General features: G+C 73.4%; 13 protein-coding genes and 1 riboswitch. Of the genes, 7 read left to right on the top strand and 6 right to left on the bottom strand.

The features are described 5' to 3' along the window. Nucleotides 1-101: 101 nt before the first annotated feature. Nucleotides 102-198: riboswitch (glycine riboswitch) on the top strand. Nucleotides 199-278: 80 nt separating this feature from the next. Beyond that, complete coding sequence (gcvP, locus tag C6W10_RS00300; protein ID WP_107255810.1) at nt 279-3,140, top strand: aminomethyl-transferring glycine dehydrogenase; 2,862 nt, start codon at nt 279-281, stop codon at nt 3,138-3,140. Nucleotides 3,141-3,196: 56 nt separating this feature from the next. On the opposite strand, the gene C6W10_RS00295 is transcribed toward gcvP, so the two are convergent. After that, nucleotides 3,197-3,397, bottom strand: coding sequence for a DUF5999 family protein (locus C6W10_RS00295; RefSeq protein WP_101365960.1), 201 nt, complete (start codon nt 3,395-3,397; stop codon nt 3,197-3,199). Nucleotides 3,398-3,520: 123 nt separating this feature from the next. On the opposite strand from C6W10_RS00295, the gene C6W10_RS00290 reads away from it, so the two are divergent. Next, nucleotides 3,521-4,771, top strand: a complete 1,251-nt coding sequence (locus tag C6W10_RS00290) for a chorismate-binding protein (protein ID WP_107255809.1) — start codon at nt 3,521-3,523, stop codon at nt 4,769-4,771. Between the two features lie 195 nt (nt 4,772-4,966). On the opposite strand, the gene C6W10_RS00285 is transcribed toward C6W10_RS00290, so the two are convergent. Next, on the bottom strand, nt 4,967-6,214 hold the full coding sequence (locus C6W10_RS00285; protein WP_107255808.1) for an SWIM zinc finger family protein: 1,248 nt from the start codon (nt 6,212-6,214) through the stop codon (nt 4,967-4,969). Between the two features lie 61 nt (nt 6,215-6,275). Beyond that, entirely contained in the window at nt 6,276-9,173 is a 2,898-nt protein-coding gene (locus C6W10_RS00280; protein WP_234361549.1) for a DEAD/DEAH box helicase, read from the bottom strand. 308 nt (nt 9,174-9,481) lie between these two features. On the opposite strand from C6W10_RS00280, the gene def reads away from it, so the two are divergent. The 4 genes from def to C6W10_RS00260 all read left to right on the top strand — a co-directional run bounded on the left by def (nt 9,482) and on the right by C6W10_RS00260 (nt 13,086). Beyond that, entirely contained in the window at nt 9,482-9,985 is a 504-nt protein-coding gene (gene def, locus C6W10_RS00275) for a peptide deformylase (protein ID WP_107255807.1), read from the top strand. A gap of 145 nt (nt 9,986-10,130) precedes the next feature. Beyond that, nucleotides 10,131-10,910 (top strand): endonuclease/exonuclease/phosphatase family protein, encoded by a 780-nt coding sequence (locus C6W10_RS00270; protein WP_107263525.1) that lies wholly within the window; start codon nt 10,131-10,133, stop codon nt 10,908-10,910. A 296-nt stretch (nt 10,911-11,206) separates the two neighbouring features. Beyond that, nucleotides 11,207-11,629: a DUF6223 family protein gene (locus C6W10_RS00265; protein WP_107255806.1), complete on the top strand. Its 423-nt coding sequence runs from the start codon at nt 11,207-11,209 to the stop codon at nt 11,627-11,629. 206 nt (nt 11,630-11,835) lie between these two features. Then, entirely contained in the window at nt 11,836-13,086 is a 1,251-nt protein-coding gene (locus C6W10_RS00260; protein ID WP_199853228.1) for a hypothetical protein, read from the top strand. A gap of 102 nt (nt 13,087-13,188) precedes the next feature. Here the strand turns inward: C6W10_RS00260 and C6W10_RS00255 are convergent, their stop codons facing one another. After that, nucleotides 13,189-13,851 carry a response regulator transcription factor gene (locus tag C6W10_RS00255; protein ID WP_107255805.1) on the bottom strand — a complete coding sequence of 221 codons (663 nt, stop codon included), beginning with the start codon at nt 13,849-13,851 and terminating at the stop codon, nt 13,189-13,191. Continuing rightward, nucleotides 13,848-15,050 carry a sensor histidine kinase gene (locus C6W10_RS00250; RefSeq protein WP_107255804.1) on the bottom strand — a complete coding sequence of 401 codons (1,203 nt, stop codon included), beginning with the start codon at nt 15,048-15,050 and terminating at the stop codon, nt 13,848-13,850. The genes C6W10_RS00255 and C6W10_RS00250 overlap by 4 nt, the downstream gene beginning before the upstream one ends. A 271-nt stretch (nt 15,051-15,321) precedes the next feature. Here C6W10_RS00250 and C6W10_RS39410 point away from each other — a divergent pair, with 271 nt between their 5' ends. Next, nucleotides 15,322-18,057, top strand: a complete 2,736-nt coding sequence (locus C6W10_RS39410; RefSeq protein ID WP_159104392.1) for an Hsp70 family protein — start codon at nt 15,322-15,324, stop codon at nt 18,055-18,057. On the opposite strand, the gene C6W10_RS00240 is transcribed toward C6W10_RS39410, so the two are convergent. After that, nucleotides 18,054-19,073: a tyrosine-type recombinase/integrase gene (locus C6W10_RS00240; protein WP_107255802.1), complete on the bottom strand. Its 1,020-nt coding sequence runs from the start codon at nt 19,071-19,073 to the stop codon at nt 18,054-18,056. The genes C6W10_RS39410 and C6W10_RS00240 overlap by 4 nt on opposite strands. Nucleotides 19,074-19,657 lie beyond the last annotated feature (584 nt).

The following is a 19,657-nucleotide window of genomic DNA, read 5'->3' as shown; positions in this document are numbered from 1 at the left end:
CGGCACCGGCTACGCCCCGGCGGCCGGCGTCGATCGTGATCAACGGGGCGCGGTCGAAACCAGCCGGAAATCCGGTCACTGGTACCGTTGCCAACGCCGACAACACTCGCGAGCGAGAGACCGCCCGGCAGCGTGGGGCGGCGCCGAAGGGGCAAATCCTCCCCGGAACCTCTCAGGCAAAAGGAGCCCGCGGGCAGGCGACTGTGGAGCGCCCGCGACGTCGCGGAGCGTGACAGAGGGGGAGGTTGCAGCGTCGACCTCGCCCGGGAGCGTCCCCCATGACCACAGCACAGCAGCCCACCCGCGACGGCGGAGCCTTCGCCGACCGGCACATCGGCCCCGACGCCGACGCGATGCGCCGGATGCTGGAGACCGTCGGCTACCACTCCGTCGACGACCTGATGGACGCCGCGATCCCCGAGGTGATCCGCTGGACCGGCGACCTCGACCTGCCGCCGGCCGCCACCGAGGAGGAGGTCGCCGCCGAGCTGCGCGCGCTCGCCGCCCGGAACACCGTCGCCGTCTCCATGATCGGACTCGGCTACTCCGGTACCCACACCCCGGCGGTGATCCGCCGCAACGTGCTGGAGAACCCGGCCTGGTACACCGCGTACACGCCGTACCAGCCGGAGATCAGCCAGGGCCGGCTCGAAGCGCTGCTGAACTTCCAGACCATGGTCACCGACCTGACCGGGCTGGCCACCGCGAACGCCTCCATGCTCGACGAGGGCACCGCCGCCGCCGAGGCGATGACACTCGCCCGCCGCGCCGGCAAGAACAAGAGCAACGTGTACGTCGTCGACGCCGACACCCTGCCGCAGACCCTCGCCGTACTCGCTACCCGGGCCGAACCGCTCGGCATCGAGGTACGCGTACTCGACCTTGCCGCCGAGCCGCTGCCGGCGGAGTTCTTCGGCCTGCACCTCCAGTACCCGGGCGCCTCCGGCGCGGTCCGCGACCACAGCGGGCTGGTCGAGGCCGCGCACGCCGCCGGGGCACTGGTCACCGTCGCCGCCGACCTGCTCGCGCTGACCCTGCTCCGCCCGCCCGGCGAGATCGGCGCCGACATCGCCGCCGGTACCACCCAGCGGTTCGGCGTACCGATGGGCTTCGGCGGCCCGCACGCCGGCTACCTGGCGGTCCGGGGCGGCCTGGAGCGGATGCTGCCCGGCCGGCTGGTCGGAGTCTCCCGGGACGCGGCCGGCGACCGCGCCTACCGGCTGGCGCTACAGACCCGGGAACAGCACATCCGCCGGGAGAAGGCGACCAGCAACATCTGCACCGCCCAGGTGCTGCTCGCCGTGATGGCCAGCATGTACGCCGTCTACCACGGCCCGGCCGGGCTGCGGGCGATCGCCGAACGCACCCACCACCGGGCCGCCACCCTCGCCGCCGGGCTGCGCACCCTCGACGGCGTCGAGATCGTGCACGAGACGTTCTTCGACACCGTGCTCGCCCGGTTCCCCGGCCGGGCCGCCGAGGTGGTCGCCGAGGCCGTGCGACGCGGCGTCAACCTGCGACCGGTCGACGCCGACCACGTCGGGATCGCCTGCGACGAGACCACCACCGAGGCACACCTGACAACCGTCTGGGACGCCTTCGGCGCCGTCGCCGGGCAGCCGGTGACCCCGGCCACCGGGCAGCCGCCGGCCGCACTGCCGGCCGACCTCGCCCGCGACAGCGACTACCTGACCCACCCGGTCTTCCGGTCACACCACTCCGAGACCGCGATGCTGCGCTACCTGCGCCGGCTCGCCGACCTCGACTACGCCCTGGACCGGGGCATGATCCCGCTCGGCTCCTGCACGATGAAGCTGAACGCCACCACCGAGATGGAACCGGTGAGCTGGCCCGAGTTCGCCAACATCCACCCGTTCGCGCCGGAGGAGCAGACCGCCGGCTACCGCGACCTGGTCGGCACCCTGGAGGGCTGGCTCGCCGAGGTGACCGGCTACGACGCGGTCAGCGTGCAGCCGAACGCCGGCTCGCAGGGCGAACTCGCCGGCCTGCTGGCGATCCGCGCCTACCACCGCGACCGGGGCGAGGGACACCGGGACGTCTGCCTGATCCCGTCCTCGGCACACGGCACCAACGCGGCCAGCGCGGTGATGGCCGGGATGCGGGTGGTGGTGGTCGGCTGCGACCCCGACGGCGACATCGACCTGGCCGACCTCGACCGCAAGATCGAGGCGCACCGGGACACCCTCGCCGCGATCATGGTCACCTACCCGTCCACCCACGGTGTCTACGAGGCCGGCATCGCCGCCCTCTGCGCCAGGGTGCACGACGCCGGCGGCCAGGTCTACGTCGACGGCGCCAACCTCAACGCCCTGCTCGGGTACGCCAAGCCGGGCCGGTTCGGCGCCGACGTGTCACACCTGAACCTGCACAAGACGTTCTGCATCCCGCACGGCGGCGGCGGCCCCGGGGTCGGCCCGGTGGCGGTACGGGCACACCTGGCGCCGTACCTGCCCGGCGACCCGCGCGACACCGAGGGCCGGCCCGCGGTCTCGGCCGCCCGGTACGGCTCGGCCGGGATCCTGCCGATCCCGTGGGCGTACCTGCGGATGATGGGGCCGGACGGGCTGCGCCGGGCCACCGGGGTGGCGGTACTCGCCGCCAACTACGTCGCCGCCCGGCTGCGCGGCCACTACCCGGTGCTCTACGCCGGCAACAAGGGCCTCGTCGCGCACGAGTGCATCCTCGACCTGCGGCCGTTGACCAAGGCGACCGGGGTCAGCGTCGACGACGTGGCGAAGCGGCTGATCGACTACGGTTTCCACGCCCCGACGATGTCGTTCCCGGTCGCCGGCACCCTGATGGTGGAACCGACCGAGAGCGAGGACCTCGCCGAACTCGACCGGTTCTGCGAGGCGATGATCGCCATCCGGGCCGAGATCGACAAGGTCGGGGCGGGGGAGTGGCCGAAGGGGGACAACCCGCTCGCCAACGCGCCGCACACCGCGGCGATGGTGACCGGCGACGAGTGGCCGCACCCGTACCCCCGGTCCGTGGCCGGCTATCCCGGCGGGGTCGACCGGCAGGCGAAGTACTGGCCGCCGGTACGCCGCATCGACGGCGCCTACGGAGACCGGAACCTGGTCTGCGCCTGCCCGCCGCCCGAGGCGTTCGAGAACTGAGAACACGAGTGACCGGCCGGCACACCAGGCGCCGGCCGGTCACTGTAAGTGATGAATCAGCCGACCAGGGCGTGCCGGGCCGGACCGCGGTGCGGCGCTATGGTGCTGCCGTCGGGCAGCAGCTCGCCGGTGTCCTCGAAGAGGATGACGCCATTGCAGAGCAGGCTCCACCCCTGCTCACGGAAGCAGGCGAGGACTCGGGCCGCTTCCCGGTCGGTTGCTTCAGCGGAGGGGCAGGTCGGTTCGTGCTGGCACATCGGGTTCTCCGGACTATGGGGGCGCTGTGGCATGGTTCACATGACCAGTGACGGACGGTACCCCTTCACGCCCTGTGATGACGAGCGGGTATCCGTCTCTGACCGAGGAAATCCTCTTTTCGGATGAGGCAGATCCAGCCGTACGTCGTGGAAGCGCTCCCATTTGCGCCACCGGGAGCGCCCGCGAGCTGCGTACCCCGGCTCGTCGAACACGACCGGCTTCAATGCCCGGCCGACGGCCCGGACGACCCCGCCACGCTGCTGGAGGAGTTCCTCGCCGGGCACGGCCTCCCGGTCCGCGACCTGACCCGGCCCGGCGTCCATCCGCCGGACGGCCCGGCCGGCACGGTCTGCGGCGCCGCCGTCTTCGTCTCCGCCGCCGCCGGAGCCCGGATGGTCGGCGCCGCCGCCGGCCCGGCCAGCCCGGCACCCGCCGTCCCCGACCTGGTCGCGGTGGTCTACCGGCACGGCACCGCCCCGGCGGCCGGCCGAACCCGGCGGCATCCGGTCCACGACCACCGGATTCGCTTCGACGGCGTGCACCGGGAAGCCGACGCCCCCTGGGAACTCGGCCCGTGGATCGAGAGCTGGACGCCGCAGCGGCACGCCGACGCGGTCCGGCAGGCCCGGGACGCCATCGCGGCCGGCGAGATCTACCAGGTCAACGTCGTCGGCCACGGCTGCGCCCGGTACGCCGGAGACCCGCTGCCGGCACTGGCTCGGCTGGCCCGGCTCCCCGGCGCCCGGTACGGCAGCGTGCTCACCGGCCACGGCTGGGCGATCGGCTGCGCCTCCCCGGAAACCCTGGTCGAGGTGACCGACGGCCGGGTCTACACCCGGCCGATCAAGGGCACCCGGCCGGCGACCGGCCCCGGCCGGCGAGAACTGCTCGAATCCGCCAAGGAACGCGCCGAACACGTGATGATCGTGGACCTGGAGCGCAACGACCTGGCCCGGATCGCCCGCACCGGCACCGTCCGGGTCGACGAGCTGTACGCCATCCGCCGCTGGTCGAACCTGTGGCAGGCCGAGTCGACCGTCTCGGCCACCCTCGCCGACGGGCGGGGGCTGGCCGACCTGCTCCGCGCGGTCTGCCCCGGCGGGTCGGTCACCGGCGCGCCCAAGCTCGCCGCGCTGGCCCAGATCGCCGCCCTGGAACCGGTCGGCCGGGGTGCCAGCATGGGCGGGCTCGGCTGGATCGGCCCGGACCGGATCGACCTGGGGCTGACCATCCGGACGGTGGCGGTCGACGCCGAGCGGGTGCACGTCTGGGCCGGTGGCGGCATCACCTGGGGCAGCGACCCGGCGGCCGAGGTCGCCGAGGCGGCAGCCAAGTCCGGCCCGGTCCGGGCCATCCTGGCCGACCCCCGCTGACCGGACGTCGTCGCGCCGCATCCGCTCAGGGTTATCGGCAGGCCGCATCCGCTCACCGCCGCCGGCCTGCCGCATTCCGCTGACCGGGCGTCGTCGCGCCGCATTCCGCTCGCCGCCGCCGGCTGGCCGCGTTCCGGAGCCGGCCGCGCCCCCAGCCGGCGCGGTCGGGCCGGGTGCGGGCGAGCGGCGGGCCGGTCAGTCGCCGAGCAGGTCGGCGAGGGCGTCCGCCGGGTCGTCCCGGGGTACCCCGGCCGGCCACCAGTCGCCGCCGGTCAACTCCCGGTACGGGTACCAGCGGCCGTCGCGGCCGTACCGCAACTGGGCCCGGTGACCCGGAAACGTCCACCGGTTGCGCCACACCTGCGGCTCCGGCGGGTCGTCACCGGTCCAGCCGGCGGTCAGGTCGGCCCGGGCCCGGGCCAGCCGTACCGGCGGCGGCGTCCACGCCTCGTCCAGCACCGAAAGGCCGGTCTGCCCGCCGTACTCCCAGGCCCGTACCGCCCGGCCGAACTCCCGGGCGGTACGCCCGGCGGCCTGCCGCAGCCGGGCCAGCACCGGACCGCTCGCCCCGACCGCGAGCCGGACCGCGTCCACCCGCTCCGGCAGCACGGTCGGCGGGCCGTGGTCGCCCGAAGCGGCGTCGAGCAGCGCGGCGGCCCGTACGGCGGCGTTCTCGACCAGCCCGTGCAGCACCTCCGTGGCGATCCCCGGCGCGTCCGGCAGTACCGGCCCGGACGCCCCGGGCTCCGGCGCCGGCGGCGGGTCCGGCAGCGGCGGGTCCGGTCGGGCGTACGCCAGCGCGGCCGGCACCCCGGCACCGGGCGCCCGGCCGGCCGGCTGCTCCGCCGGGGCGGCCGCCGTCGTCCGCTGCCCCCGGCGCCGCAGCTCGGCCAGCACCTCCCGGGATCCCCGGCCCCGGATCAGCAGCAGCAGGAACGGGTCGGCGTCGAGCAGCCAGGCCACCTGGTAGCAGAGCGCGGCGGCGTGCCGGCACGCCGCCGCGACCCACTCCGGGCAGTCGCACTCCGGTTGCAGGTCGCCGAGCCCCGGCAGCAGGGCGACCCCGACGTCGTCGGCCGACGACGCCAGGTCGCGCGGCATCTCCCCGTCGAGCAGCGCGGCGATGTGCCCGGCCTTCGCCGCCACCTGGTCCAGGAACCGGGACCACTGCGCGTCGGTCATCGGCTCCACGAAGACCCGGGTCCGGTACGGCACGTCGCGCACCCCGTCGTGCACCTCGGCCGCGATCCGGCCCGGGCTGACCGTGATCGACCCGACGTGCCCGGCCGTCGCCGACCGCCGCCCCCGGCGCAGCAGCGTCTCGTCCAGCGAGGTCTCCTCCAGGGCCCGGATCCAGGCGTCGCCCCACCAGGAACGGCTGCTGCGGGCACGCCGCCCCGGCGGAAACGCCGGAAAGCCCCGGACCCGGTCGTCGCCGCTCATCCGCCCCCACCTTCCACGGCCGGCCCGGAGCCGACGCTCCGGGACCGGTCGACGATCGCGCTCATGCCGGCCTGCGCAACTCGACCAGGGACGCCAGCTCGGCGTCGGAGAGTTCGGTCAACGCGGCCTCGCCACCGGTCAGCACCGCGTCGGCGAGGTCCCGCTTGACGGCGAGCAGGGCGGCGATCCGGTCCTCGACCGTCCCCTCGGTGACCAGCCGGTGCACCTGCACCGGACGGGTCTGCCCGATCCGGTACGCCCGGTCGGTGGCCTGCTCCTCGACGGCCGGGTTCCACCACCGGTCGTAGTGCACCACATGGTCGGCCCGGGTCAGGTTCAGCCCCGTCCCGGCCGCCCGCAGCGACAGCAGGAAGACCGGCACCTCACCGGCCTCGAACCGGCGTACCTGCTCGTCGCGGCGGGTCACCGGGGTGCCGCCGTGCAGCAGCTCGGTCGGTACGCCCCGGTCGCCGAGGTGCCGCTCGATCAGCCGGGCCATCGCGACGTACTGGGTGAAGACCAGCACCGCGCCGCCTTCGGCGAGGATCGTGTCGACCAGCTCGTCGAGCAGCTCCAGCTTGCCGGAACGGCCGGCCAGCCGGGGCCGCGTCTCCCGCAGGTAGTGCGCCGGATGGTTGCAGACCTGCTTCAGCGAGGTCAGCAGCTCCAGCACCAGACCACGGCGGGCCATCCCGCTGCTGTCCCGGATCCGGGCCAGCGTCTCCCGGACCACCGCCTCGTAGAGCCCGGCCTGCTCGCCGGTCAACCCCACCGAATGGTCGGTCTCGGTCTTCGGCGGCAACTCCGGGGCGATCCCCGGGTCCGACTTGCGGCGGCGCAGCAGGAACGGTGCGATCAGCCGGGCCAGCCGGCCCGCCGCCGCCGGATCCCGACCGGACTCGATCGGCGCCGCCCACCGGGCCCGGAACCGGGGCAGCGGGCCGAGCAGGCCGGGAGTCGTCCAGTCCAGGATCGCCCAGAGTTCGGTCAGGTTGTTCTCCACCGGGGTGCCGGTGAGGGCGACCCGGGCAGCGGCCGGAATCCGGCGCAGTGCCCGGGCGGTACCGGAGGCGCGGTTCTTCACGTGCTGCGCCTCGTCGGCGACGACCAGCCCCCACCGCACCTCGGCGAGCCGGTCGGCGTCGAGCCGCATCGTCCCGTACGTGGTGAGCAGGAACCCGTCGTCCAGCGCGTCGAGGCTGCGTCGCCCGCCGTGGAATCGGCGTACCGGGGTGCCGGGGGCGAACCGGGCGATCTCGCGCTCCCAGTTGCCGAGCAGCGAGGCCGGACAGACCACCAGGGTCGGGCCGGCGGTCGCCGGATCCGCCTGCCGGTGCAGGTGCAGCGCGATCAGCGTGACCGTCTTGCCGAGCCCCATGTCGTCGGCGAGGCAGCCGCCCAGCCCCAGCTCCGTCATCCGGGCCAGCCAGCGCAGCCCGCGTAGCTGGTAGTCCCGCAGGGTGGCGGTCAGCCCGGCCGGCACCCCGACCCGCTCCGGATCACCGGCCCGCTCCGGCTCGGCGATCCGCCGCCGCAGCCCGTCCAGCCAGCCGGTCGTGTCGACCTCGACGGGCCGACCGTCGACCTCCACCGTCCCGGTCAGCGCCGCACCGAGCGCCTCGATCGCGCCGACCGGCGGCAGGCCCGGCTTGCGGGCCCGGGCGGCCAGTTCCGGGTCGACGAGTACCCACTGGTCGCGCAGCCGTACCACCGGCCGGTGCTCCTCGGCGAGCAGGTCCAGTTCGGCGGCGGTCAGCGGTCGCCCGCCGAGGGCGAGCTGCCAGTCGACCCGGAGCAGCCCGTCGCCGCCGAAGAAGGTGGCCAGGTCCGACGGGGGTGCCTCGGCGGCGCCGAGTACCGCCCGGGAGGTGAGCCCGGCGGTCAGCTCGCGGGGCCAGTGCACCGCCACCCCGACCGTGCCGAGCCGGCCGGCGGCGTCGGCGACCAGCTCGCTGACCTCCTCGTCGGTCAGCAGGAGCGCGTCCGGGACGGCGGCGTCGAGCAGGTGCCGCAGCGGCGGCCAGACCCCGGCGGCGCGGCGGATCGCCAGCGTGGTGTCGAGCCGGGCCCGGGGCCCGAACCCGGCGACGTCGCCGTGCCACAGCGCGGCGGCGTCGACCACCAGCGCCGGGTCGACGAGGCTGTGCACCTGCACCACCGCCCGCAGCCCGGGCCGGGTCAGGTCGCCGTCGACCGGCTCCAGCCGGATCGAGACCCGCACGCCGGAGTCGAGACCGGCGCGGACCTCCTCGGCCCAGCCGCGCAGCCGGGGTAGCGACTGTGGCGCCGTCGCGGCGAACGCGTCGGTGCCGGCGGCGTGCCGGGCGGCGGGGGACCGGGGCAGGGTGTCGGCGACCGCGTCGAGGAAACCGCGCAGCAGGCCGGCCGCGTCCGGCAGCACCGGGCCGGCCCCCGCCTCGCCCGCTGCCGGCCGGCCCGCCGTCATCCGGTCCGCGGTCATCTCGACTGCCGTCATCTCGTCCGCGGTGATGTCGTCTGCGGTCATCCCGTCTGCGGTCGTCTTGTCCGCCGGGAGTGGCTTCGCCGGGAGTGGGTTCGCCCGGGCCCGGGTCGGCATCGCGGCGGCGAGTTCCCGGATCCGGCCCGCGTCGGCCGCGTCCAGCGCCCCGACCGTCCAGGCGTCGAAGCCGGCGGGGGAGACCGTCGGCAGGATCCGCCGCCGGGCGACCAGGTGCAGCGCCAGCAGCGCCGCCGCCGACCAGTAGGCCAGCGCCGGGTCGACCGGCCGGTCCGACGCCGGGTCGGCCAGCAGCAGCGGTAGGGCGTCGCCGACCGGCAGCCGGCGGGCCGGCACCACCCGGGTCCGCACCCCGGCCCCGTCCGGCAGCACGACCGTCAACTCTCCGCCGCGACCCGGCCCGTCGACCGGCAGTTCACCGCCGTCGGGTCGCCAGAACGCGAGTACACCGGCGCGGGGCGGGTCGGCCGGCTCGAACACCACCGCACAGGGTGCCGTCCACCGCTCGTCGGGGCCCGCGTCCCCGGACCGTGCGGGTGGGGAGGGGGCGTCGCCGGGTACCGATGTCGTGTTTGGCCGCATCTCCGGTCCTGCCCCCTCGCCCGCCAGCCGCCCCGACCCCGGACCACCGCCCGGCCGGAACGCCACCCGCACCAGCCCGGACATTATATCGTACGACGTACGGGAATGACCTCCGGTTGACGCCGAGGCCCGGAACGACGGGCGTAGCGTTGCCGTCGAGCGCGCCGGGGCACCCGGACCGGTAACGAACCGATAAGGTTCCGGTCATGACGATGCGGCCCATCCGGATCATCGGCGACCCCGTGCTGCGCACCCCGTCCGAGCCGGTCACCAGCTTCGACGCCGAACTACGCGACCTGGTCACCGACCTGATGGACACCCTGCTCGGCGCACCCGGCCGCGCCGGAGTCGCCGCACCCCAGATCGGGATCAGCGCCCAGGTCTTCGTCTACGACGCAGACGGGCACCGGGGCCACCTGGTCAACCCCACCCTCGAACTCTCCGCCGAAACGCAGGACGACGACGAAGGCTGCCTCTCCGTCCCCGGCCTCTACTTCCCGACCCCGCGCGCCATGCACGCCACCGCACACGGCTTCGACCAGTACGGCGAACCCCTCACCATCACCGGCAGCGGCTTCCTCGCCCGCGCCCTCCAGCACGAAACCGACCACCTGCACGGCCGGCTCTACGTCGACACCCTGCGCGGCGACACCCGACGCCGTGCCCTCCGGGAGATCCGCGCCGGACGGTTCGCCACCCCCGAGCGGTGACCCCGGGCACCGCCCGGATCAGCGGCCCCGCCGACGGCGCAACCAGACACCGACCGCACCCAGCAACACGAAGACGAGGCCGGAACAACACAGCGCTTTGAAGAGCACGCCGAAACTGTCGCACATCCCGCCGTAAGGTGTGCACGTGCGCCTGGCAACCTTCAACCTGCTGCATGGCCGATCCCCGCACGACGGCCTCGTCGACGAGAACCGGCTCGCCGCCGCCGTCGCCACCCTCGACGCCGACATCCTGGCCCTCCAGGAGGTCGACCGGGACCAGTCCCGCAGCAACCACCTCGACCTGACCGCCATCGCCGCCCGGGCGATGGACGCCCCCGAACACCGGTTCGCCGCCGCCGTCGTCGGCACCCCCGGCGAACGGTTCCGGCCACTGACCCACGACGACGACGGCCACGGCGAACCCCTCTACGGCATCGGCCTGGTCAGCCGCTACCCGGTCCGCTCCTGGCAGGTGACCCGGCTCGCCTCGGCACCCGTACGCTCCCCGGTCCTCGACCCCGGCCCCGGCGGCGGCATCATCCTGCTCCGCGACGAACCCCGGGTCGTCCTCGCCGCCATCCTCGACACCCCGTACGGGCCGATCACCGCCGCCGCCACCCACCTCTCCTTCGTACCCGGCTGGAACCTCCGGCAGCTACGCCAGGTCATCCGCGCCCTGCGTACCCTGCCACCGCCCCGGATCCTGCTCGGCGACCTCAACCTGCCGGCCGGACTCGCCACCCTCGTCTCCGGCTGGCGCTCCCTCGGCCACCGCCCCACCTACCCGGCCCGGCAACCCCGGGTGCAGCTCGACCACATCCTCGCCGACCCCCGCGACGGACACCCGCTACCCGCCGTCACCGCCGTTGACGCCCCGATCGCCACCATCTCCGACCACCGGCCACTCGTCGTCGACCTCGCCTGACAGCTCGTCGACCTCGCCTGACACCACGCCCGGGCGCCGCAGGCGCTCCGCGTCGCCCCACCGAACCGCTCCCGCACGCCCACCCGACTCCCGCACCCAACCGACTGTCGCACCGGAACGCACTCCCGCACCCGAACCGCCCCCGGAACCGGCGACCTACCGCCCCGGTGGCGCCGCGTCCCGAGCACGTACCACCCGGGTGGTATCCCGACCGGCAACTCCGGCATGACGACCCGGGACCAGACCGGTACCTACGCTGCCGGCAGGTACCAGTCGTGCGAGGGAAGGAACCACCGATGTCCGTCCGCCAGCTCTCCGCCGCCGCCACAGCCGCCCTGCTCGGGGCTCTCTGGCACGCCGCACCCGCCGCCGCGCACGTCGCCGGCCAGCCCGTCGCCGCCAGCGTCACCACGATGAGCCCCGGGCGGATCGGGTCCATCGTGGCCGGACTGCTGGGGCTGGTCGGCATCGTCGTCGGCGCACTCGCCCGGGCCCGCTCCACCGGACGGCTCGGCACCGGCAACGCACGGCGCGCCGCCCTGACCGCCATCGCGCTGGGACTGGTCGGTGTCCTCATCGGCGCGGTGGTGGTGGCCACCTCCGACGGCGGCCTCGGCACCGGCAACGGACTCGGCGGAGCCATCGTCGCCCTCGCCCTCGGAGCGACCGGCATGCTCCTCGGCGGACTGACCCTGAACCGCGCCCGCCACACCGGCTGACCCCGGCAGCCACCCCTCTCGCTGACCCGGCCACCACGCCGGGTCAGCAACACCGTGCCACCGCCGCCCCAGGCGGTGACCCGGACGACCGTCGCGTGGTGTACCACCCCCGGCCACCGACGCTGTCCACTTCGGAGTTACGGGACGGCGACGGGTCCGTGGCGCCACTATGGTGACCCCCATCACCTGACGAACGGGGGTTCACGATGGCTGGACGGAAATGGGCCGGCACCGCGCTGGCAGTCACCGTCACGATCGCGACGGTGGTACTGCCCACCTCGCCCGCCGCCGCGGCATACGCCGACCCGCTGGTGGCCACCAGCAAAACCAACATGGGCCTGACCTGGCACGCCGAATCGAGCGCCGCCATCCAGGCGCTGGACAACGCGCTACCCAACGTCGGAGTGGCCACCGTGCTCGACGACGCCAACCGGACGATGACCACCTGCAACAGCGAGGAACTCGCCGCGCTGCCGATCGCACCCGTGGCGACGAACAAGTGGTGCTTCGACACCGCTGACGCCACCGACCTCAACTGGTCACCGCAGGGCATCACCAGTTCCGGGGACGCTGACGACGACGGGGCCTGGGGCGCCAAGCGGGCGATCCTGTCCGGTTGGTCGTGGGGCAGCGGCACCCGCAGGAACGACGCCCGGGTCGCGTTCATCGACTACACCAACCCGGCCGCGCCGAAGTACCGGTGGGTCTACCTGGTCGACCCGAACTCCACCGGCAGCGACTTCAGCGCCGCCAAGACACACATCGGCGGCATGATCTGGTTCGGCGACAAGCTGATCGTCAACGCCGTCGGCAACGGCACCGTGGCGCTACGGGTGTTCAGCATGAGCCACATCCTGCAAACCACCTCGACCGTGTCCGACATCGGCAAGGTCAGCGGCGGCTGGGCCGCATACGGCTACAAGTACGTCATGCCGCAGATCGGCTACTACACCTACAGCAGCGGCGCATGCAGCATGGACAGCGACACCGGCACACCGTGCTTCTCGTCCCTGTCGCTGGACCGCAGCACCAGCCCGGACAGCCTGGTCACCGCCGAGTACTTCAGCGACCAGACCAAGCGCGGCCGGCTGATCCGCTATCCGTTCGGCGCCGACTACCTGCTGCCGACCTCGGCCACCCCGTCCGAGGCGTACGCCAGCGGTGTGGGCAACCAGCAGGGCGTGCTCTCGTTCAACAACCGCTGGTACGTGGTGCACAGCTCGTTCAGCCTCTACGGGCAGATCTGGGGATTCACCCCCGGCGGCGGCAACGGCCGATCCAGCACCTGCACAGTCGACGGCGAAGTCAAAACCACCTGCTGGTCACTGCACCCCGAGGCGGTGACGTACTGGTACTCGACCGGCGAGGTGTGGTCGACGACCGAATGGTCCCGGGACAACCCGACCGGCCCCGGCGGACGAGTCCTCTACAGCGTCCCGCTGAACAGCCTGCCCTGACCTGACAACGGGTGGTCCGTCCCCGCCCGGGGACGCACCACCCTGGTTGAGTCGACACCACCACGCCCTCGGCACCGGCCGCCGGCAGCCGGCCGGCCCAGGTCAGGAGCGGCCGAGCCAGCCCGGAACCGTCAACCCGGACTCGTACGCCAGGATCACCAACTGGGCCCGGTCCCGGACCTGGGTCTTCGTCATGATCCGACTGACGTGGGTCTTCGCGGTCGCCGGACTCAACACCAGCCGCGCCGCGATCTCGTCGTTGGAGAGGCCGGCCGCGACCAACGCCAGCACCTCCCGCTCCCGCTCGGTCAACGCGCGCAACCTCGGCCCCGGATCAGGATGACGGACCCGGGCGCTGAACTCGGAAATCAACCGGCGCGTGATCGACGGCGCGATCAACGCGTCACCACGGGCCACCACCCGCACCCCGTGGATCAACTCCGCCGGCTCGGTGTCCTTGACCAGAAAACCGCTCGCACCGGCCCGCAACGCCCCGTAGACGTAGTCGTCCAGGTCGAACGTCGTCAGAATGATCACCCGGGCATCCGAACTCGCGGCGATCTCCCCGGTCGCGGCCAGCCCATCCAGCCCCGGCATCCGGATGTCCATCAACACGACATCCGGTCGCAGCCGCCGGGTCAGCCGCACCGCCTCGGCACCGTCGGCGGCCTCACCGACCACCTCGATGCCCTCCTCACCCTCCAGAATGGACCGAAACCCGGCCCGCACCAGGGTCTGGTCGTCCGCGAGCAGCAACCGGATCACGAAACGGCCCCCGACTCCGGCGACAGCCCAGCCGACCCGGCCGACACCACGCCGCCCCGCGGCCCGCCCGGCCCCGCCGACACCACACCGCCCCGCAACGGCAGGCGGGCAGACACCCGGAAACCACCACCCGGCCCAGGACCCGCACTCAACGAACCACCCAACGCCCGCGCCCGCTCACCCATCCCGACAATGCCGTTACCGGGCACACCCGGCCCGCCGGTACCGTCGTCCTCGACCTCCACCAGCACGTCGTCACCGTCCCGCCGCACCCGCACCACCGCGGCGCTCGCACCCGCGTGCCGGGTCACGTTCGTCAACGCCTCCTGCACGATCCGGTACGCCGCCAACTCGACCTCCGGCGGCAACGCCCGAGGCCGCGCCACCTCGGTACGGACCTCCAACCCGGACCGCCCGGCCGTCAGGACCAGCTCGCCGAGCCGGTCCAGACCCGGCACCGTCACCGCCTCGTCCTCCTGCCGCAGAACACCCAACGCCGTACGCAACTCACCCAACATCTCCTTGCTCGCCTGCTTGATCGCGGCGAGCGCCTCGGCCGACCGACCCGGATCCGGACGGTGCAACGCGGCACTGGCCTGCACGTTGATCAGCGAGAGATGGTGGCCGAGCACGTCATGCAACTCCCGGGCGATACGCAACCGCTCCTCGGTGGCCCGACGGCGAGCTTCCTCCTCCTTGCCCTGCTCCGCCGCGAGCACCCGGGCCCGCGCCTCCACCAGATAGGCCCGCCGGTTACGGGTCACCCCGACGATCACCGCCACCAGCCAACCGGCGTGCAGCAGCGTCGCCCCGTTGCCCCCACCGGCCGTCCGGCCATAGCTGTCCGCCGCCGCGAACGCGACCACCGAGGCGACCCCGAGCCCGACCGCGACCCAGAGACGCCCTTCGTCGACAACGGTGTAGAGCGCCACGACGAAAACCAGCATGATCGGACCCGGCCGGTGCAGCAACGCCCCGTACCCGCCGACGGCGACCAGCGCCACCACACCCACCGGTACCGGATAGCGACGCCGCACGTACAACGCGCCCGAGGAGGCCAGTACCGCCAGCAGCGCCACCCACTCCGCGGCGCTCTCGACCCCGGCCGACTGCACCACCAGCCCGCCGAGGCCGACCAGGGCGACCACGAGCACCAGGGCGACGTCCGCCGCCCGACCCTGCACCTGCCACCTCGGCATGCGCCGAAGCCTAGCCGCCGCTGACCAGGCCAGCGAAGCCCGACCAGCAGCCAACAGACCCACCGTCCCGGAGGACGGCCAAGTCCTCCAACCGACAGCCCGACAGCCCGACAGCCCGACAGCCCGATCGTTGTCCCGCCGACAGTCCGATCCAGGACCCCGCACAACCCGAACCGGCGACACCCCCGCCGCCCACCCACACCACGCGAAGTAGCATCCGCACGCGGCGCACCCACCCCCGGCGCGCCCGCCGCACCCGGAGGTGACATCGGTGGACCAGCCGGTCCGGCTCGCCATAGACCTCGGCACCACCCACACCGTCGCCGTCGTCCGCCGCGACCACCACCAACCCGCCCGGACGCTCCTCTTCGACGGCACCCCGCTACTCGCCTCCGCCGGCCACCTCACCCCCGACGGCACCGTGCACACCGGACGCGACGCCGTCCGGCTCGGCAGCACCGACCCGCAACGCTACGAACCACACCCGAAACGCCGCATCGACGACGGCACCCTGCTGCTCGGCACCGACGAGGTACCCGTCGAACGACTCCTCACCGCCACCCTGCGCCGGGTCGCCGACGAAGCCCGTACCGCCGGCGTCGACCCCGGCGGCGCCACCGTCCTCACCTGCCCGGCCGACTGGGGCCAACCCCGCCGTACCCTGCTGCGCACCGCCGCCGCCAACGCCGGCCTCGGCACCGTCCGACTCCTCGACGAACCCGTCGCCGCCGCCACCTACTGCGCCCAAATCCTCCACCAGCAGATCCCCGTCGGCGGCACCCTCGGCATCTTCGACTTCGGCGGCGGCACCCTCGACGTCGCCGTCGTCCGCCGCGACCCCACCGGCCTGCGCGTCCTCGCCACCGGCGGCCTCGACGACCTCGGCGGCCTCGACATCGACGACGCCCTCGTCGCCCACCTCGGCCAACTCGTCGAACTTCGCGACCCCGAACCGTGGCGGCGACTACGCCACCCCGAAACCCCGACCGAACGCCGCGACCGGCAGACATTCTGGACCGAGGTCCGCGCCGCCAAGGAAATGCTCTCCCGCACCGCCACCGCGCCCGTCCAGGTCCCCGGCCGCGACGACCCGCTGCACCTCACCCGCGACGAACTCGACCGGATCGCCGGACCACTCGTCGCCCGCGCCGTCGACGAGACCCGCCGCACCCTCGACCGGGCCGGCATCGAAGCCCGACACCTCAACAGCCTGCTGCTCGTCGGCGGATCCAGCCGGCTACCCCTGGTCGCCAGCCGCCTGCACGCCCGGCTCGGCATCGCCCCCACCGTCCCCGAACAACCCGAACTCCCGGTCGCCTACGGAGCCGTCCACCACACCGGCCCCGAACCGCGACAGCCGGCCACCCCCACCAGCAACCCACCCGGATACCCAAGCCCACCCGGCTACCCGCCCGCGGCCGCCGGCTTCGGTGCCGTCCCACCGCCACCCGGGCCACCGCCACCCGGGCCACCGCCGCCACCGATGTCCGGCCCCGCCGCCGGGCGACACCCACAGCCACCCGCCCCGACAGCCGCCGCCGCACCCCGACCCGCCGGCCCCCGCACACACCCCGTCGACCCACGCCGCCGACGGATCCGCCGCCTCCTGGTCACCGCCACCGCCTTCCTCGCCGTCGCCGGCTGCGTCGGCACCGTCGTCATCGGCGGCGAATGGCTGACCAACCAGCTCGGCAACCTCGGCGTACTCGACGACGGCCCCACACCCGCCGGAACCCTCGACCAGGTCAACGCCTACCAGAGCACCCGCCAAGGCGCCGCCGCCGTCACCGTGCACGGCGCCGACGTCATCTCCGCCGTCGCCGGCAACCGCAGCACCGAAGTGGTGGCCCTGACCGCCACCGCCGGCCCACCCCGCTGGACGGCCACACTGCCGATCGAACCCACCGACCTGCGCCTCACCGCCGTCCAGGACCTGATCGTCGTCGACGGCGAGAACTCCGTCACCAACGGCGGCCAGGACGTCCGCGCCGTACTCTCCGGCAAAGACGGCCGACTGCTCTGGCAACGCACCTGGCCCGACCGCGTCGACGTCGCCTACTACGGCACCGACGCCGTCATCGAGACCCTCGGCGGCTCCGACGACCTCGCGATCAGCCGCGTCAACCTCCGCACCGGCCGCCAGGTGTGGAGCAAATCCGGCGAACCCGACACGCTCAGCTCCGACGAACACCGCGCCGAACCGGTACGGCAGTGGCCCGCACCCGGCACACCCGCCCCCGGCCTCCTACCAGCCGTCGCCGGCAGCTACCACGACGCGCCCGGCGCCACCAACACCATCGTCGAACTCGACTCCGCCAACGACCGCGGCTACGTCCTCGACGCCACCACCGGTAAGGTCCGGGGAAGCGGCAAACTGCCCCTCGAACCCGACCTCTGGACCGGCTACGACAACGCGGTGATCGGCAAGACCACCGGCGACGACCACGTCCTCGCCGCCTACGACGTACCCGGCCTGCGACTGCGCTGGAAGATGCCGCTCGCCGCCGGTGACATCGTCGAACGGATCAAACCCTGCGCCGCCACCCGCGTCTGCGCCGCCATCACCAACGGCGCCGAACACCGCGTCGTAGCCATCGACACCCGCAGCGGCAAACCCGGCTGGACCGCCCTGGCCGAACACTCCGACCAGAACTGGTACGCCCACGACGACACCCTGGTCACCGGCCGAGGCACCTTCGACTCGCTCAGCCACCCCCGGCTGATCAGCGGCACCAGCGGCCAAGCCCAACGCGAACTCCCCGAACTCGCCAGCCTGGAGGCGGCCGCCGGTGGACGACTCGTCCTCGGCTCCGTAGCCGGCTCACCACCACGCTGGCACCTCCAGGTGGCGGACACCACCCTCGGCGAGGGCACCGATCGGCTCGCCGTCGGCGGCAAGGCCCCCGAGCAGGTGGCGATCGCCGACAACCTGGTCGGAGTCGTCACCGCCGACCGCCGCACCCTGGTACTCGACGTCGCCGGCCTGCGCACCGCCACACCCCGCTAACCGGCACCGTCCACGACCGACCGCTGCGACAACAACCGACCCAGCGACCGGTTGGTACGGTTCGCCCGCACCGCCGCCCGCTCCTGCTCGGCGGTCACCTCGATATAGTTCTGACTCGTCGCCAGACTCGCGTGCCCCAACAGCCGCATGATCTCCGGAGCACTCGCCCCGTCCTCCGCCAACCTGGTCGCGAAGGTGTGCCGCAACGCGTGCAGCCGCGCACCCGGCGGCACCCGGTCGGTGATCCCCGCCCGCCGGTAACAGGACTCCACCAGATATTGCAGGCCACCCCGACGCAGCGGCTTACCCTCCCGGTCGACCAGCAGCGCCGAGTCCGGCCCGACCGTACGGAAGCCGAAGCGGCGACGCCGACTCTCCAGATAGTCCACGATCACCCGGTCGAGCTCCGGCTCCACCGGAATCAACCGGGACCGGCTGCCCTTGCCGATCACCTCGACCCGGCGCTCACCGTCCCGGCCGACCAGCGAACCCGTGCGCAGGGCCAGCAACTCGGCCAGGCGCAGCCCCGCGCAGAGCGCCAGGGCCAGCACCGCGAGGTCCCGCTCCGGCCACGGATCACGCTGCCGCCGGTCCGATTCGACCACCCCGGCCAGCAACTGCTCCGGCGTACGCTCGCCGCGCAGCGGCTTCGGTGGGGCAGGGGGGACCCGGGGCTTGTCCACGGCGGGCATGGGATTGCCGGCCACCACCTGCTCGGCGACCAGGAAGTCGAAGAAGCCGTTCCAGGTGGACCAGGCCCGGTAGATCGAGGCCGCGGCCCGGGGAGCGGCGAAGCGGGCAAAGGCCGCCCGGATGGAGCGGGTGGTCAGGGCGCGGATCGGCAGTGCCGCCAGGGGGAGGGGAGTGCCGGGCTGGTCGTCGGCGACCAGCCGGGCGACCGCCAGCAGGTCCCGACGGTACGCCGCCAGCGTGTGCGGGGAGGGCTTACGGGTGGCCCGGGACGTCAGGAACTGCTCAACGAGGGGGAGTAGCAGAAAGTCCTCTTTGTCCTGCATAACGAATATTATGCATGATTGGGGAGTAATCGGCCAGTCCAAGTGATCTTGCAGGTGACCACCCGTAGCCGACCACGCGCGACCGCCCCGAGGCGGGGAAGGGGCGAACGAGAAGCAGTCGGCCAGCCCTAGGGCAGGCACCTCGGGGCTTGGCCGAGCCGTGGATATACGTACCGCTGAGGCGCGGAGGTCGACCGACGCGGGGTGGAACCGCTCCGGATCGGACCGTCCGGAACCGCTGGCGATCCGTCCTCACAGAACGCCCCGCCGCCCGACGAAGCGTCGTCGCGTCGTCCAGCCGGTGTCGCGGTGCCAGGTCACAAACCTCCGTCGTTCCGGCCCGCGCCCGACGGGGGCCACCCCGATAACCGACTAGTTGACATAATGTACATTATCGACCTACAGAATTTCCGGGTTCGACTCCCGCCCCTTGCGCCTCTCACCATCTCAAGTCGTCCGGGATCTTTGTCCCGGACACGGTGGTGCCGAGGTTGGTGCTCGTCCCTTCGTCATGGCTCCCGTGTGTACGCGAGGAACGACCTTGCCCCGCGATCGATGCCGCTCTCGGGCGGCTCCATCCGGCT

The sequence above is a fragment of the Plantactinospora sp. BB1 genome (assembly GCF_003030385.1).
Classification (GTDB): Bacteria; Actinomycetota; Actinomycetes; order Mycobacteriales; family Micromonosporaceae; genus Plantactinospora.
This window is presented reverse-complemented; position numbering and strand designations above follow the sequence as displayed.